Below are 13,686 nucleotides of genomic sequence, written 5' to 3' on the forward strand. Positions count from 1 at the left end.
CAGTGGGGGCGAGTCCATACATAGCAGCTGGCGAAGCCTGCGTTCGGCTGCGAAGCAGTCGTAACCCTGGATCCCGGATTTAACTGGAAGACCGCGTTGCCTGATTTCACGACTGCTTCGCAGCCGAACGCAGCCTTCGCCAGTTGCTACAGGGAGCGTGGTGAATTCAGGATTTGCGCAGGGTTTTCTGTTTGAGGATGTAGAGGGTCACCAGCACGGCGCTGGTCAGCATGAACCCCCGCGCCCACGGCAGGGGCACCAGATAGCAGGAGAGCAGGATGCTAGCCCACATCAGGCCGATGGCGTAGACCTTGCCTTTGAGCGGGATGCCGTTGCCGCTCAGGTAATCGCGAACCCACGGCCCAAGCCGCGGATGTTCAACCAGCCAATGATAGAAACGCGGCGAACTGCGGGCGAAGCAGGCGGCCGCCAGCAGCAGGAAGGGGGTGGTGGGCAACACTGGCAGGAAAATCCCGATCACCCCCAGCGCTACGCTCAGCCAGCCAATGGCCAGCAGCACGTAACGCAACATCAGGGAGCGGTTGCCTATGGGGTTGTCCATAGGCAAAACCTTAGTGGTGACGAGGCTTGAGGATCGCCGGTTTTTCGTCTGGCGCCTGGCACAGCAGGTACAGCGCGGTGAGGGCTTCCGGGATCTGCACGATCATGTCGTCCATCAGGTTGGCGTCTTTGGCGATGTCTTCGAACTCAGGCTGTTCGTCGAACAGACCCGAACCGACCATGATCGGCAGCAGCATTTCGCTGACTTCGTCTTCGGCGGTTTCGAACCAGGCTGCTTCGCGCAGGAACACACCTTCCATGAAACCGATGCACCAGCCGCGCAGGTCGGAGTCATCCGGCTCTTCGCCCAGGTCCAGGTCGCAGGGCAGCTCGAACTCTTCATCGGACGCCAGTTGGCGAGCGATGTGAGCCTTGAGGGCCAATAGGGTGGATTCAATCGCTTCACGCTCGGTGTCGTCGGCGTAATGCGGCTCTTCGGCGAAGAGGGCGTCGATCCATTCACGGTCGGGAACGGTTTCGGAACAGATCGACAGCGCAGTGAGGTAGCCGTGGGCGGCCACGTAGTCCAGCGCCTCGTCATGCAGTTCGTCGGCGTCGAGGAAGACTTGCAGGCGGGTTAGTTGCTCAGCGAAGGACATTAAAGGGCTACCTTGGGAATTAAACAGATGCGGGAATTCTAGGCCTTCTTGAGCGCTTGGGCCAGCCGCGCGGCATTTTTGCGCCCCTGCGACCTCGCAAACACCGCAATCCCTGTGGGAGCGAGCCTGCTCGCGAAGGCGGCATTACATTCAACATCAATGTTGACTGACCCACCGCCTTCGCGAGCAGGCTCGCTCCCACAGGTTTTGCAGTGCATTGGCAGTCGTGCGTCTTCTCAGCGGCACCCTTTGAAGAGGAGGCCTCGGGTATACTCCCGCGTTTTGTGATGCCCTGCTGGCGTCGCGGCTGAAATGTAAAGCGTCATGCAATGCGCACTTACGATTTGTCGGTGCAGCCTTCGTGGTTCTGAACCAGCCTTGCAGGGATGTTTTTGTGATTTTTGGAGTTTCTATGCTCGAACAGGCTCAACGCGTCCTCAAGGACATCTTCGGCTACGACAGTTTCCGTGGCCGTCAGGGTGCAATCATTGAGCGCGTGGCCAGTGGCGGCGACGCCCTGGTGCTGATGCCTACCGGTGGCGGCAAGTCCTTGTGCTTCCAGGTGCCGGCGCTGTTGCGCGAAGGCCTGGCGGTGGTGGTGTCGCCGCTGATCGCCCTGATGGACGACCAGGTCGCCACCCTCGAAGAGCTGGGCGTCGCCGCGGCGGCATTGAACTCCACGCTCAGCGCCGAGCAGCAGCGCGATCTGGCGGCACGGATCAAGCGCGGTGAAGTGAAAATGCTTTATCTCGCGCCTGAGCGTCTGGTTCAGCCTCGGATGCTGGCTTTCCTGCAAAGTCTTGAAATTTCCCTGTTCGCCATCGACGAAGCCCACTGCGTGTCCCAATGGGGCCACGACTTCCGCCGCGAATACCTGCAATTGGGCCAGTTGGCGGAATTGTTCCCCAACGTTCCGCGTATTGCCCTGACCGCTACTGCCGACAAGCGTACCCGGGAAGAAATCGTCGACCGCCTTCATCTTCAGGATGCCGAGCGTTTCCTGTCGAGTTTCGACCGCCCCAACATCTTCTATCGCATCGTGCCCAAAGAGCAGCCGCGCAAGCAGTTGCTGGCGTTCCTCGCCGAACGGCGCAGCGATGCCGGCATCGTCTATTGCCTGTCGCGCAAGAAAGTCGACGAAGTGGCGGTGTTTCTCAGCGAACAAGGCTTCCCGGCACTGCCGTACCACGCCGGTTTGCCCAACGATACCCGGGCTCACCACCAGAAGCGCTTCCTCAATGAGGAAGGCCTGATCATGGTCGCCACCGTGGCGTTCGGCATGGGCATCGACAAGCCCAACGTGCGTTTTGTCGCTCACCTCGACTTGCCAAAATCCCTTGAGGCTTACTACCAGGAAACCGGTCGCGGCGGCCGTGACGGACTGCCGGCAGACGCCTGGATGGCCTACGGCCTGCAAGATGTGGTGATGCTCAAGCAGATGTTGCAGAGCTCCGAGGGCGACGAGCGCCACAAGCGTCTGGAGCAGCACAAGCTCGACGCCATGCTCTCGCTCTGCGAAGAAACCCGCTGCCGTCGCCAGACGCTGCTGGCCTATTTCGACGAAGACATGCCCGAGCCGTGCGGCCATTGCGACAACTGCGTCGATGGCGTGCAGACCTGGGACGCCACCGAGCCGGCCCGTCAGGCGCTTTCGGCGATCTACCGCACCGGCCAGCGCTACGGGGTCGGGCATTTGGTCGATGTATTGCTGGGCAAGGACAACGAAAAGGTCCGCAGCTTCGGCCATCAGCATCTGTCGGTATTTGGTGTCGGCAAGGCGATGGGAGAGAGCGAATGGCGCTCCTTGTTCCGTCAGCTGGTTGCCCGCGGTCTGGCGGACATAGACCTCGAAGGCTACGGCGGCCTGCGCTTGAGCGACACCTGTCGACCGCTGCTCAAGGGCGAAGTAACCCTGGAGTTGCGTCGCGACCTCAAGCCGCAAACCACGGCCAAAAGCAGCAAAAGCCAGGCGAGCCAACTGGTTCGCGGCGAAGAGCGCGAACAGTGGGAAGCCTTGCGCGCCCTGCGTCGAAAACTCGCCGAAGAGCATGGCGTGCCGCCGTACGTCATCTTCCCCGACTCGACACTGTTGGAAATGCTCCGTAGCCAGCCGACCTCGCTGTCGGAAATGGCCACGGTCAGCGGCGTTGGCGCGCGCAAGCTGGAGCGTTACGGCGAGGCCTTCCTCGAAGTCCTCGGCGGGCAAGTCGAGGCGCCGAAAGTGGTGGCCGACCTGCGCCACGAACTGATCACCCTGGCCCGAGCCGGCATGACACCGTTGCAGATCGCCGGTCAGCTGCAATGCTCGGAAAAGAACGTCTACACCCTGCTCGCCGAAGCGATTGGCAAGCAGCAGTTGTCGCTGGAGCAAGCGCTGGATCTGCCCGAAGAGTTGATGGGCGAAATCCAGGACTCGTTCCTCGACGGCGAGGGCGAATTACCGCCTGTGTCGGAGATTGCCGCACTGTTCGCCGGGAGAGTGCCGGAAGGCGTTTTGTACTGTGTTCGGGCGGCGCTGCAATCCGAATTCGAGATTTAGGTGATCTGCCACATAGATGTAACGATTCAGTACAGAGCAAGCCTTGCCTCTGGCCAAGGGTCATGCTTAGCTGACTAATAATTAGTTTTTCCTTATTTCAGTCTAATCATGAGTGTTTTATGCCGTTAACCGACCAACACCGCTTTGGCATGCAACTGGCCCAGATGTCGCGCGGCTGGCGTGCCGAACTGGACCGCCGTCTGGCTGGCCTGGGTCTGTCCCAGGCGCGCTGGCTGGTGCTGCTGCACCTGGCGCGTTTCGAGGATGCCCCGACCCAACGTGAACTGGCGCAAAGCGTCGGCGTTGAAGGGCCGACGTTGGCCCGACTGCTCGACAGCCTCGAAGGCCAGGGACTGGTGCAACGTCAATCGGTGCTGGAAGACCGCCGGGCGAAGAAAATCGTCCTCTGTGCCCCGGCCCTTCCCTTGATCGAACAAATTGAAACCATTGCCACCCAACTGCGCCACGAATTGTTCGACGGCGTCGATGAGGCGGACTTGAAGGTCTGCATGCGTGTCCACGGGCACATTCTGGCCAACCTGGAAAAATCTTGAGGCATAAACGCACCCAGGACTTTTGAGATACCCCGTTGGGCAGACTATAAAGAACTACTTGGCAATATCGTGTTCGTACCGGATGTGCGAACGCGTACAAGATGGTTCTGGTTATCTAAGGGATGCTCATGCTCGAGAGTTGGCACATGGTTTTGCGGTGTTGCGCCAGGCTGCTTCTGGTCGGTGGTGCTGTCACTTACTCGGCATTGGCGCCCGCGTTGGGCTTGGGTGATATCACCCTGCATTCAGCGCTGAATCAGCCATTGCGCGCCGACATTGCACTCGAAGATGCCGCAGGTCTGGAGGAGGGTGAACTCTCGGTCAGCCTTGCGACAGCGGACGAGTTCAGCCGCGCCGGCATCGATCGAGTGTTCTTTCTCAATAATCTCAAATTCACGCCGATCCTGCGCGGCAACCGCAGCCTGATCCGGGTGAGCTCCAGCAAACCGGTCAATGAACCTTTCCTGAATTTCCTGGTGCAGCTCAATCAGCCCAATGGGCGCGTGCTGCGCGAGTACACGGTGCTGATCGATCCGCCGGGTTCACCGGGGATTGTTCCCGTCACTGACGAACCGGTGACCGACGTTCAGTCCTCTGGATTCCCGACGGTTGAGCCGGCCGTTGCGCAACCACCTGCAGCGAAGGGCAAAAAGCCCCCTGTTCCTCGCGTCGATCAACCTGCTGCCGCGCCTGTGAGTGATCCCGTTGCCGAACAACTGGCCGCCAGCGTGCTGCAAAACCAGCAGCTGCAAGCAATCATCGATGAATTGACTGCGAAGCTTCAGGCCCAGGAGGAACTGGTCGCCGGTCAGAAAAAGCAGGTGACTGAACTGCAAACCCAATTGGCGGAAATCAAGACCGCAGCGGTGGAGCCGGTTGCACCCACCGTTGTAGCTCCCGCTCCGGCTATTGTTGAAGAGGCTGAGGCCACCCACTGGGGGCTGATCGTCGGGTTGCTGGCGGTGGTGGTTCTGGTGTTGCTAGGGTTGTTCGTGCGGCGTCAACGACAACAGGTTCAGGCATTGCCCGACGCTTTACCTGTTTTGCCGTCACGGCATGAACCGGCGCTCAATCGCACTGCAGAACCGGTTTTCCAATCTTCAGAGTTGCAACCGGCAACTGAATCGGGTGACGAGTCGCCCGCAGGCGATGTGCTTGAAGGGGTGGGCATCTATCTGGCCTATGGCCGTTTTTCCGAAGCGGCCGGTTTGTTGCGAGAGGCGCTGATCAAGGAGCCGCAACGCACGGATCTTGCCGTTCAGCTGTTGGAAGTCTTGGGTAAACAGGGTGACGTACCCGCCTATGAACTACAGGAAAACAACCTGCGTGACGCCGGATACGACCTGCAAGAACTTCAGAATATTCGCACCCGACACCCGAAATTGAGCAGTGCGGTAGCGTTGACCGTCGCAGCGCCAATCACTCTCTCCAAGGCTGCGATACCCGAAACAGCGCCCAGGGATGAATTCCAGTTGAACCTGGATGACCTGTCGATGGATTCGAGTTGGGATTTGATCAGCCCTTTTGAGGGCTCGCCGTCCGCCGTGAAGCCATCGAGCGAATCCGCGCCGGTCGAGCCGCCGTTTGTCTCGAACCTGCACGTCTTGCCCGAGGTGTTTGAAATGCCCGACGACTCGACGCTGGACGAGCCCGAACTTGAATGGGTCGCCGAGCCTGATTCGCAGTCTCTGGATGACGCCTTTCTCAACGAGTTCGGCGACCCCGGCCGGTCGCTGGAACTGGAACCGCTGAACCTGGAACCGGCCGAGCCGAGCAGCGCCGACAAACTCGAACAAGCCCAGACCTGCATTGATGACGGCGATGTGGACAGCGCCATCGAACTGCTCAACGAGTTGCTCAAGGAAGGTAACGAGCCGCTGAAGCAGACCGCCCGGAATCTGCTCGCCGGGCTATCATAGCGGCGCCCTCTGGCTCAGGAGTTTCGTCAATCATGACTGCACGCAAACCGGAAATCATCATCACGTATTGCACGCAATGCCAGTGGCTGTTGCGTGCTGCCTGGCTGGCCCAGGAACTGCTCAGCACCTTCGGTGACGATCTGGGCAAAGTGTCGCTGGTGCCCGGCACCGGTGGGGTATTTCACATTTTCTGTGACGACGTTCAGATCTGGGATCGCAAGGCTGATGGCGGTTTCCCTGAGGCCAAAGTGCTGAAGCAGCGGGTCCGCGATCAAATTGATCCGGACCGCGATCTGGGGCACAACGACCGCACTCAGTGAGAGGCGGCTTCTGCCGCAACAGTCTTCTTGCTTGAGCCGCCCGAGAGTTGGCTGGAGACGACGATCGCCACGATGATCAACGCGCCACCGAGCAGCATGCGCAGTGTCGGGTTTTCATCAAACAGCAGCCAGGCCACGGTGATGCCGTAAATCGGCTCCATGGCGAAAACCACTGCCGCGGTCCGCGCCTTGATCACTGCCAGGCTGGCGACAAACAGACTGTGAGCGACGCCGGTGCAGAACACCCCGAGCAAACCGATCCACAGCCAGTCGATGGCGCGCACTTCGCTCAACTGCGGTGCCGCCACCGGCAACAGGCACAACGCGACCACCACGTTCTGACACAGCGCAGCCTGCACCGCCGGGATTCGCCCGGAGCTGGCGCGGTTGGTCAGCGAAAGCAGAGAGAACAGCAAACCTGAGCCCACCGCCCACAGCAGACCCATTGTGGCGCCGCTGGCCAGATCGAAATCAGGGGTGACCAGCACCAGCCCGACACTGACCAGCACCACCAGCAGGATTTCGTTGGCGCGAATTCGCTCGCGGAAAATCAACCCTTCAAGGATCACGGTAAACGCCGGGAAGCTGGCGAAACCCAGGGTCGCGATCGCCACGCCTGCGACCTTCACTGCAATGAAAAAACTCACCCAGTGTCCGGCCAGCAGTAAGCCGCTGAGCAACAGTCGGCGCCAGTCCACAGCCTCGAGTTTCTGCCAGCGAGTAGTGCTGGCGAACCGCGCAAAAACGGCTAACGCCAGCACGGCGAACGCGGCACGACCAAAAACGATAATGGCGGGGGAGGCAGCAGCCAGTTTGCCGAACACACCGGTCAAGCCGAACATCAGTGCGCCGATATGCAGGGCGCCAAGGGCGGTACGGGGAGTCATTGCAATCCTTAACAACAAGCGAACAAAGATGTAGGAGCAGCCTTCGGCAGCTCCTGCATTGAACCGTGAAAACCCCTGTTGTGTCTGTCGGCAAACTATTGCCTTTTGTCGCTAACCTCGCGCCGCAATTTGCCGGGTGAGGCACCGAACTCCCGCAACACCGCCGCCGCGAAGGCGCTCTGCGAACTGTAACCGACCCGACTGGCAATCTCGCCGATCGGCAGCGCCGAATCCCGCAACAAGCCCACGGCCATGTGCAAACGTCGACTGCGGATGTAATCCATCGGCGTCTGCCCGCATTCAGCAACGAACCGTACATGCAGCCGAGCGCTGGACAGACCGGCGACGCGCGCCAGATCGGCGACTTGAAGTGGATAGGCTGCGTACTGATCGATGTGCGCATTCAGCGCTGCATAAGGCAGGCGCCGACCGCCGACGATTTCGGGTTTGGCGTTGTTGAGGCTGGCCAGCAACAACACCGCGCCTTGTTGCGCGATCAGTGGATCGCTGACCTGACTGCCCGCCAACCAACTGACCAATTGGCTTTGCCCGGCATCCAGCGACAGGCGACCGGCGTTGTCGAGTAAACGACGACTGGCTTCGGCGTGATCACCCAGGGACTGAGAAACCCATTGGTCGCTGGGCACATCCAGTACCAGGCAACGGCTGCCATTGGCGCTACCGCAGGCGTGATGGAAACCGGACGGCACTACCACGAAACTCTGCTGTACCACCTGGCTGCCACGCCCGTCGACCTCGAAATCCAGCGCACCCGACAGCCCGAACACCAGCTGCGCGTGGTCGTGGCTATGGACGATCAGGTCATGAGTGTATTGGCGTAGCGTGAGGATCGGTCTCATCGCAGGTCTCCAGGGCTTGGCCGCCAGTCTACACCGAGGGCAATCGTGGGACGCTGTCACAGGACTGACTCGCCACTGTCATGGGCAATTAACCCGACCGGCGCAAAGTTGCAAAAACTTTTGCAGAGGGTTGCCCATGACCAGCGCCGAGCTCGCCAAACCCAGTCGTAAGCAACGTGTGCGGACCTTGTGGATTTCCGACGTGCATCTGGGCACCCGGGATTGCCAGGCCGAACACCTGTCGCAGTTTCTCAAGGGCTATCACGCGGACAAGATCTACCTGGTCGGCGACATCATCGATGGCTGGAAGCTGCGCGGCGGCATGTACTGGCCTCAGGCGCACACTAATGTGATCCGCCGCTTGCTGACCATGAGCAAGCGCGGCACCGAGGTGATCTACGTCACCGGCAACCACGACGAATTCCTGCGCCGCTATTCGAAGCTGATTCTGGGCAATATCCAACTGGTGGATGAAGCCGTGCACGTGACCGCCGATGGTCGCCATCTTCTGGTCATTCATGGCGACCAGTTTGACGTGATCACGCGGTATCACCGCTGGCTGGCCTTTCTCGGCGACTCGGCCTACGAATTCACCCTGACCCTCAACCGCTGGCTCAACCATTGGCGCGCACGCTATGGCTACGGTTACTGGTCGCTGTCGGCGTACCTCAAGCACAGGGTCAAAACCGCGGTCAGCTTCATCAGCGATTTCGAAGAAGCCATCGCTCACGAGTGCGTCAAGCGCGAGTTGCACGGCGTGGTGTGCGGGCACATTCACCATGCCGAGATTCGCAAGGTCGGCGGGGTGGATTACCTCAATTGCGGGGATTGGGTGGAGTCGTGCACTGCGCTGATCGAGCATTGGGACGGATCGATCGAGTTGTATCGATTGGCGGATGCCCAGGCGCGGGAGGCTGAGTTGAAAGCCGTCAAAATCGCAGAGCCCGCCTAAAAATCAGGGTGTCTGGTCTGGCCCCATCGCGAGCAAGCTCGCTCCCACATTGGACTTGTGTCGTACACACATCCTCTGTGGGAGCGGGCTTGCCCGCGATGGACCGCGCAGCGGTCCCCTTGGATCTTCAGGCTGGCGCATGTTCTTCCATCGCCGCCTTGTAAATCGAGTGCTTGGGCTGCGCAAACAACCGTTCCATCATCGGTTCAAAGAAACTCAGCGGCAGGGTGTCATACGCCGGATCAAACCCCGCTGCGTCATATTTGGCGCAAAACTCAATGGTCGCCTGATACTGCGGATGCCCGCTGAATTGCTCGCGCAAATGCCGGTCCATCCCTAGATGATGGAAGAAGTAATACCCCTGGAAAATTCCGTGTTTCTCGACCATCCACAGGTTCTCGGCGCTGACGAACGGCTTGAGGATTGCCGCAGCGATGTCCGGGTGGTTGTAGGAACCCAAGGTGTCGCCGATGTCGTGAAGCAGCGCGCAGACCACGTATTCTTCATCCCGGCCATCGCGCCAGGCACGGCTGGCGGTTTGCAGGGAATGGGTCAGACGATCCACCGGGAAGCCGCCAAAGTCACCCTCCAGTAATTTCAGGTGCGCCACAATCCGAGTCGGCAATTGCCTCGCATAGGCACTGAAATCTGCGGCGATGATCGCCCAGTCTTCCTGCGTGCCGTCCTGCATGTGGGTGAAACGGGCGTTGGCATTCATCGGCTCTCCTCCTTTGGTTCATTGCGCCTAGAACGGCACGCGACCCAGAATCATGTCTCGGTACATGACGAAATCGCCGAGCAGGCTGTAAAACGGGTGTTGAAAGGTCGCGGGACGGTTCTTCTCGAAGAAGAAATGCCCGGCCCAGGCGAAGCTGTAACCCGCCAGCGGAAGGGCCCATAACAGCAGCCAGGCGCCTTTGCCGATGGTCAGGGCCAGGATGAAAATAACCAGCGTCGTGCCGATAAAGTGCAATCGTCGGCAGGTGCTGTTGCTGTGTTCACTGAGGTAATACGGGTAGAACTCAGCGAAGCTGTTGAAACGTTTGATGTTTTCCACGACTGCGATCTCTGTGGTTATTGTTCTGACTGCAAGTTGTTCTGCGGGTAGCTTATTTGAGTCTAGAGTGATCATTGGCATCAGCCAGTGACAATAGGCGCCACTTTAGTATCCTTCGGAAATTGGCCGTAGCATGCGGCTCATCATGTAAGTGGACGACATGAGCGAACGAACGACTTCTGCTAGCTGGGCGATGGGGATTGTCAAAGCACTGGAGATGGACGGCCTGGATTGCCGGGGTCTGTTCAAGCAGCTGGGGCTCGACTACGCGGCACTGGATGATCCGGACGCGCGCTTCCCGCAAGATTCCATGACACGACTGTGGCAGCGCGCGGTTGAGCTGTCCGGCAACCCGGCGATTGGCCTGAACATGGGCAAGGTGGTGCGACCGGCCTCCTTCCATGTGGCGGGCTACGCCTTGATGTCCAGCCAGACCCTGGCTGAAGGCTTTCGACGGCTGGTGCGCTATCAGCGGATCATTGCGGAAAGTGCCGACCTGAGTTTCCGATTGTTGGAAGAAGGCTACGCGCTGATTCTGACGGTCCACGGCGACCATCTGCCACCGACCCGGCAGAGTGCCGAAGCGTCACTGGCCTGTGCCCTGGCGCTGTGCGGCTGGTTGACCGGACGCACCCTGCAACCGCGTAAGGTGCTGGTGCAGGGTGATCAGCCCGTCGATCTCGAACCCTATAAACAAGCCTTTCATGCACCTTTGGTGTTCAACGCGCCTTATGACGCCTTGATTTTCGAGCGCGCTGACATGGAGGCACCATTGCCTACCGCCAACGAGGCAATGGCGCTGTTGCATGACCGGTTTGCCGCTGAGTACCTGGCGCGGTTTTCCGAGAGTCGCGTGACCCACAAGGCGCGGCAGGTGCTATGCCGTTTGCTGCCCCAGGGCGAACCCAAGCGCGATACCGTGGCGCAGACGTTGCACCTGTCGCAACGCACCTTGCAGCGACGCTTGCAAGAAGAGGGCACGAGTTTTCAGACATTGCTGGACGACACGCGACGTGAACTGGCCGAGCAATACCTGGCGCAGCCGTCCATGACCCTGCTGGAAATTGCCTACCTGCTGGGGTTCGCCGATCCGAGCAACTTCTTCCGTGCTTTCCGCCGCTGGTTCGATGCCACCCCCGGCGAGTACCGGACGCGGCTAATGGGCACGCCTGCTCCTGTCAGTGACGCCAGAACGCCGGAATACACAGAACAAACACCGTAATGATCTCGAGTCGGCCCAGCAGCATGCCGACCGAGAGAATCCACTTGGCGGCGTCCGGCAGGGTGGCAAAGTTGCCCGCCGGGCCAATCGTCTCGCCCAGTCCCGGACCGACACCGGACACCGTGGCGGCCGCGCCCGTAAGGGCGGTCATCCAGTCCACGCCGAGCAGCGACAACAGCAGCGCGATCACACAGATGGTGATGGCGAAGAAGAAGGAAAAGGTCAGAATCGAACGCACGATCTCTTCGTCGAGGCGGTGACCGTTGTACTTCTGCTTGATCACCGCGCGCGGGTGAATCAGCTGGTTAAGGTTGGCCTTGAGCAGGATGTACGCGACCTGGAAGCGGAAAATCTTGATCCCGCCAGCGGTTGAGCCTGAGCAGCCGCCGATAAAGCCCAGATAGAAGAACAGCATCAGCGAGAAGTTGCCCCAGAGGCTATAGTCCCCCAACGCGAAGCCTGTAGTCGTGACCACCGAGGTCACGTTCAGCGCCACATGTCGCAGGGCTTCCAGCCAATGCAGCTGGGTGGTCCACCAATACCAGGTGCCGAGCACCAGCCAGGTCACCAGCAACATGCCGAGCAGCCCCTGAACCTGTTCATCCTTGATCAGTGCTTTGCGGTTACCGCGCAAGGTCGCTACATACAGGGTGAACGGCAGGGCACCAAGAATCATGATGACGATCGCGACCCAATGCACTGCAGGCTCCGGCCACTTGGCCAAAGACTGGTCGGACGTTGAGAAACCACCGGTGGAAATCGCCGACATCGCGTGGTTGATCGCATCGAACGGGCTCATACCGGCCCACCAGAACGCCAGGCTGCCGAAAATGGTGATGCCGACGTAGGCCGCAACGATCAAACGCGCCACCATGTGCGAACGGGGCATGACTTTTTCGGAACGGTCCGACGACTCGGTCTGAAACAGCCGCATGCCACCGATACGCAGCAGTGGCAGAATCGCTACCGCCATGCCGATAAAGCCGATGCCGCCGATCCAGTGCAGCAACGAGCGCCACATCAGGATGCCGGGGGACATGTTGTCCAGGCCCGTGAGCACCGTCGCACCGGTGGCGGTGATGCCGGACATGCTTTCGAAGAACGAGTCGGTGTAGCTGATGCGCTGGGTCAGCAGGAACGGCAGCGCAGCGAAGATGCACACCACCACCCAACTGCTGACGGTCAGCAGGTACATGTCTCGCGGACGCAGGTGAATGTGTTCGGGACGGCCGGGGATGACCAGGGCCAAACCCGCGACGAAGGTAATCATGCTCGCCCAGAGGAACGATGGCAGGTCGCTGGTGCGGTCGAAAATCACCAGGGTGGCCATGGGCACGACCATGGCGATGGCCAGCGTGATCAGGAAGATGCCGATGATGAAACTAATGATCCGTAAGGTCGGCAACGCCATGAAGTCCGCTCGGGCTGAAATAGGGAAGGGCGCCATTCTACCTGTGGGGCCTGCTATGTAAACCGGCACTCCCGAGGTGGTTGCAGGGCCTGCCATCAATTATTGCCTGTGCGGCGCAGGCAATAATTGATGGCAGGCCCTAGAATGGCTTCACATTTTTTTCAGGAGGTGGCCGATGCAGGCTCTCGACGCTTTGCTCAACCGTGTTTCCGTTCCACGACTGCTCGAACCGGCACCGACCGCAGAACAACGCGAAGTGCTGTTTGGCGCCGCGATGCGAGCGCCAGACCACGGCCACTTGCAGCCTTGGCGCTTCCTGACAGTCGAAGGCGCGGCGCGCGAGCAAATGGGCGAGTTGCTGGCCGAAGCGGCGAAGCTGCAGGACAGTGAGGTGTCCGAGGCGGCGCTGGACAAGGCGCGTAACGGTCCACTGCGCGCGCCACTGGTGGTCGTGGTGATCGCGCGGTTGCAGGATCACGTTAAATATCCGAAGTCCGAACAGCTGCTGGCGGCGGGCTGTGCGGCTCACGGGATTTTGCTGGCGGCTTATGCGCAAGGGATTGGCGCGGTGTGGCGCACGGGTGAACTGGCGTATTCGGCGCATGTGGCCAAGGGGTTGGGCCTGGCTGAAGGGGAAGAGGTGATTGCGTTTCTTTACCTTGGGACGCCGCAGAAGGAACCGCGAGTGGCGGAGAAGGTTGATCTGGCCGAGTTCGTCAGCGCCTGGCCCGGTAAGGCCTGAAGATCAAAAGATCGCAGCCTCGTTTCACTCGACAGCTCCTACAGGGGGACGCGTAAGCCTTGT

General features: G+C 60.0%; 14 protein-coding genes. 7 read left to right on the plus strand and 7 right to left on the minus strand.

Annotated elements, in window-relative coordinates:
* Positions 1 to 166 precede the first annotated feature (166 nt).
* On the minus strand, positions 167 to 562 hold the full coding sequence (locus WLY71_RS13235) for a YbaN family protein (protein ID WP_033055911.1): 396 nt from the start codon (positions 560 to 562) through the stop codon (positions 167 to 169).
* A 10-nt stretch (positions 563 to 572) separates the two neighbouring features.
* Positions 573 to 1,160, minus strand: coding sequence for a UPF0149 family protein (locus WLY71_RS13240; RefSeq protein WP_008156162.1), 588 nt, complete (start codon positions 1,158 to 1,160; stop codon positions 573 to 575).
* Between the two features lie 412 nt (positions 1,161 to 1,572).
* Between WLY71_RS13240 and recQ the strand changes: the two genes are divergently transcribed.
* The 4 genes from recQ to WLY71_RS13260 all read left to right on the plus strand — a co-directional run bounded on the left by recQ (position 1,573) and on the right by WLY71_RS13260 (position 6,492).
* Positions 1,573 to 3,699: a DNA helicase RecQ gene (recQ, locus tag WLY71_RS13245; RefSeq protein WP_347803903.1), complete on the plus strand. Its 2,127-nt coding sequence runs from the start codon at positions 1,573 to 1,575 to the stop codon at positions 3,697 to 3,699.
* Between the two features lie 119 nt (positions 3,700 to 3,818).
* Complete coding sequence (locus WLY71_RS13250; protein ID WP_347803904.1) at positions 3,819 to 4,253, plus strand: MarR family transcriptional regulator; 435 nt, start codon at positions 3,819 to 3,821, stop codon at positions 4,251 to 4,253.
* A gap of 128 nt (positions 4,254 to 4,381) precedes the next feature.
* Positions 4,382 to 6,172, plus strand: coding sequence for a motility hub landmark protein FimV (locus WLY71_RS13255; protein WP_347803905.1), 1,791 nt, complete (start codon positions 4,382 to 4,384; stop codon positions 6,170 to 6,172).
* Positions 6,173 to 6,204: 32 nt separating this feature from the next.
* Complete coding sequence (locus WLY71_RS13260) at positions 6,205 to 6,492, plus strand: Rdx family protein (protein ID WP_347803906.1); 288 nt, start codon at positions 6,205 to 6,207, stop codon at positions 6,490 to 6,492.
* Here WLY71_RS13260 and WLY71_RS13265 read toward each other — a convergent pair.
* Positions 6,486 to 7,379 carry a DMT family transporter gene (locus WLY71_RS13265; RefSeq protein WP_347803907.1) on the minus strand — a complete coding sequence of 298 codons (894 nt, stop codon included), beginning with the start codon at positions 7,377 to 7,379 and terminating at the stop codon, positions 6,486 to 6,488. The two genes, WLY71_RS13260 and WLY71_RS13265, sit on opposite strands and share 7 nt — an antisense overlap.
* A gap of 95 nt (positions 7,380 to 7,474) precedes the next feature.
* A complete protein-coding gene (locus WLY71_RS13270; RefSeq protein ID WP_347803908.1) occupies positions 7,475 to 8,239 on the minus strand; it encodes a helix-turn-helix transcriptional regulator in 765 nt (254 codons plus the stop codon).
* Between the two features lie 136 nt (positions 8,240 to 8,375).
* Between WLY71_RS13270 and WLY71_RS13275 the strand changes: the two genes are divergently transcribed.
* Positions 8,376 to 9,191 carry a UDP-2,3-diacylglucosamine diphosphatase gene (locus WLY71_RS13275; protein WP_347803909.1) on the plus strand — a complete coding sequence of 272 codons (816 nt, stop codon included), beginning with the start codon at positions 8,376 to 8,378 and terminating at the stop codon, positions 9,189 to 9,191.
* Positions 9,192 to 9,318: 127 nt separating this feature from the next.
* On the opposite strand, the gene WLY71_RS13280 is transcribed toward WLY71_RS13275, so the two are convergent.
* Together WLY71_RS13280 and WLY71_RS13285 are read right to left on the minus strand one after the other, a co-directional pair.
* The gene (locus WLY71_RS13280) at positions 9,319 to 9,909 is read right to left on the minus strand and encodes an HD domain-containing protein (RefSeq protein ID WP_347803910.1); all 591 of its coding nucleotides are present in this window, start codon (positions 9,907 to 9,909) and stop codon (positions 9,319 to 9,321) included.
* Between the two features lie 27 nt (positions 9,910 to 9,936).
* Positions 9,937 to 10,248: an Mpo1-like protein gene (locus WLY71_RS13285; RefSeq protein WP_008156143.1), complete on the minus strand. Its 312-nt coding sequence runs from the start codon at positions 10,246 to 10,248 to the stop codon at positions 9,937 to 9,939.
* A 160-nt stretch (positions 10,249 to 10,408) separates the two neighbouring features.
* On the opposite strand from WLY71_RS13285, the gene WLY71_RS13290 reads away from it, so the two are divergent.
* Positions 10,409 to 11,470 carry an AraC family transcriptional regulator gene (locus tag WLY71_RS13290; protein WP_347803911.1) on the plus strand — a complete coding sequence of 354 codons (1,062 nt, stop codon included), beginning with the start codon at positions 10,409 to 10,411 and terminating at the stop codon, positions 11,468 to 11,470.
* Here the strand turns inward: WLY71_RS13290 and WLY71_RS13295 are convergent.
* On the minus strand, positions 11,427 to 12,881 hold the full coding sequence (locus WLY71_RS13295; RefSeq protein ID WP_347803912.1) for a TrkH family potassium uptake protein: 1,455 nt from the start codon (positions 12,879 to 12,881) through the stop codon (positions 11,427 to 11,429). The two genes, WLY71_RS13290 and WLY71_RS13295, sit on opposite strands and share 44 nt — an antisense overlap.
* 175 nt (positions 12,882 to 13,056) lie before the next feature.
* Between WLY71_RS13295 and WLY71_RS13300 the strand changes: the two genes are divergently transcribed.
* A complete protein-coding gene (locus tag WLY71_RS13300; RefSeq protein ID WP_149632127.1) occupies positions 13,057 to 13,623 on the plus strand; it encodes an NAD(P)H nitroreductase in 567 nt (188 codons plus the stop codon).
* Positions 13,624 to 13,686: the final 63 nt, after the last annotated feature.

Source organism: Pseudomonas rossensis, from assembly GCF_039888995.1.
Taxonomy (GTDB): domain Bacteria; phylum Pseudomonadota; class Gammaproteobacteria; order Pseudomonadales; family Pseudomonadaceae; genus Aquipseudomonas; species Aquipseudomonas rossensis.

Coding starts and splice junctions, on each gene's coding strand:
- WLY71_RS13240 (WP_008156162.1), bottom strand. CDS start 1,160: ATGTCCTTCGCTGAGCAACTAACCCGCCTGCAAGTCTTCCTCGACGCC.
- WLY71_RS13290 (WP_347803911.1), top strand. CDS start 10,409: ATGAGCGAACGAACGACTTCTGCTAGCTGGGCGATGGGGATTGTCAAA.
- WLY71_RS13270 (WP_347803908.1), bottom strand. CDS start 8,239: ATGAGACCGATCCTCACGCTACGCCAATACACTCATGACCTGATCGTC.
- WLY71_RS13265 (WP_347803907.1), bottom strand. CDS start 7,379: ATGACTCCCCGTACCGCCCTTGGCGCCCTGCATATCGGCGCACTGATG.
- WLY71_RS13295 (WP_347803912.1), bottom strand. CDS start 12,881: ATGGCGTTGCCGACCTTACGGATCATTAGTTTCATCATCGGCATCTTC.
- recQ (WP_347803903.1), top strand. CDS start 1,573: ATGCTCGAACAGGCTCAACGCGTCCTCAAGGACATCTTCGGCTACGAC.
- WLY71_RS13235 (WP_033055911.1), bottom strand. CDS start 562: ATGGACAACCCCATAGGCAACCGCTCCCTGATGTTGCGTTACGTGCTG.
- WLY71_RS13250 (WP_347803904.1), top strand. CDS start 3,819: ATGCCGTTAACCGACCAACACCGCTTTGGCATGCAACTGGCCCAGATG.
- WLY71_RS13300 (WP_149632127.1), top strand. CDS start 13,057: ATGCAGGCTCTCGACGCTTTGCTCAACCGTGTTTCCGTTCCACGACTG.
- WLY71_RS13280 (WP_347803910.1), bottom strand. CDS start 9,909: ATGAATGCCAACGCCCGTTTCACCCACATGCAGGACGGCACGCAGGAA.
- WLY71_RS13255 (WP_347803905.1), top strand. CDS start 4,382: ATGCTCGAGAGTTGGCACATGGTTTTGCGGTGTTGCGCCAGGCTGCTT.
- WLY71_RS13275 (WP_347803909.1), top strand. CDS start 8,376: ATGACCAGCGCCGAGCTCGCCAAACCCAGTCGTAAGCAACGTGTGCGG.
- WLY71_RS13260 (WP_347803906.1), top strand. CDS start 6,205: ATGACTGCACGCAAACCGGAAATCATCATCACGTATTGCACGCAATGC.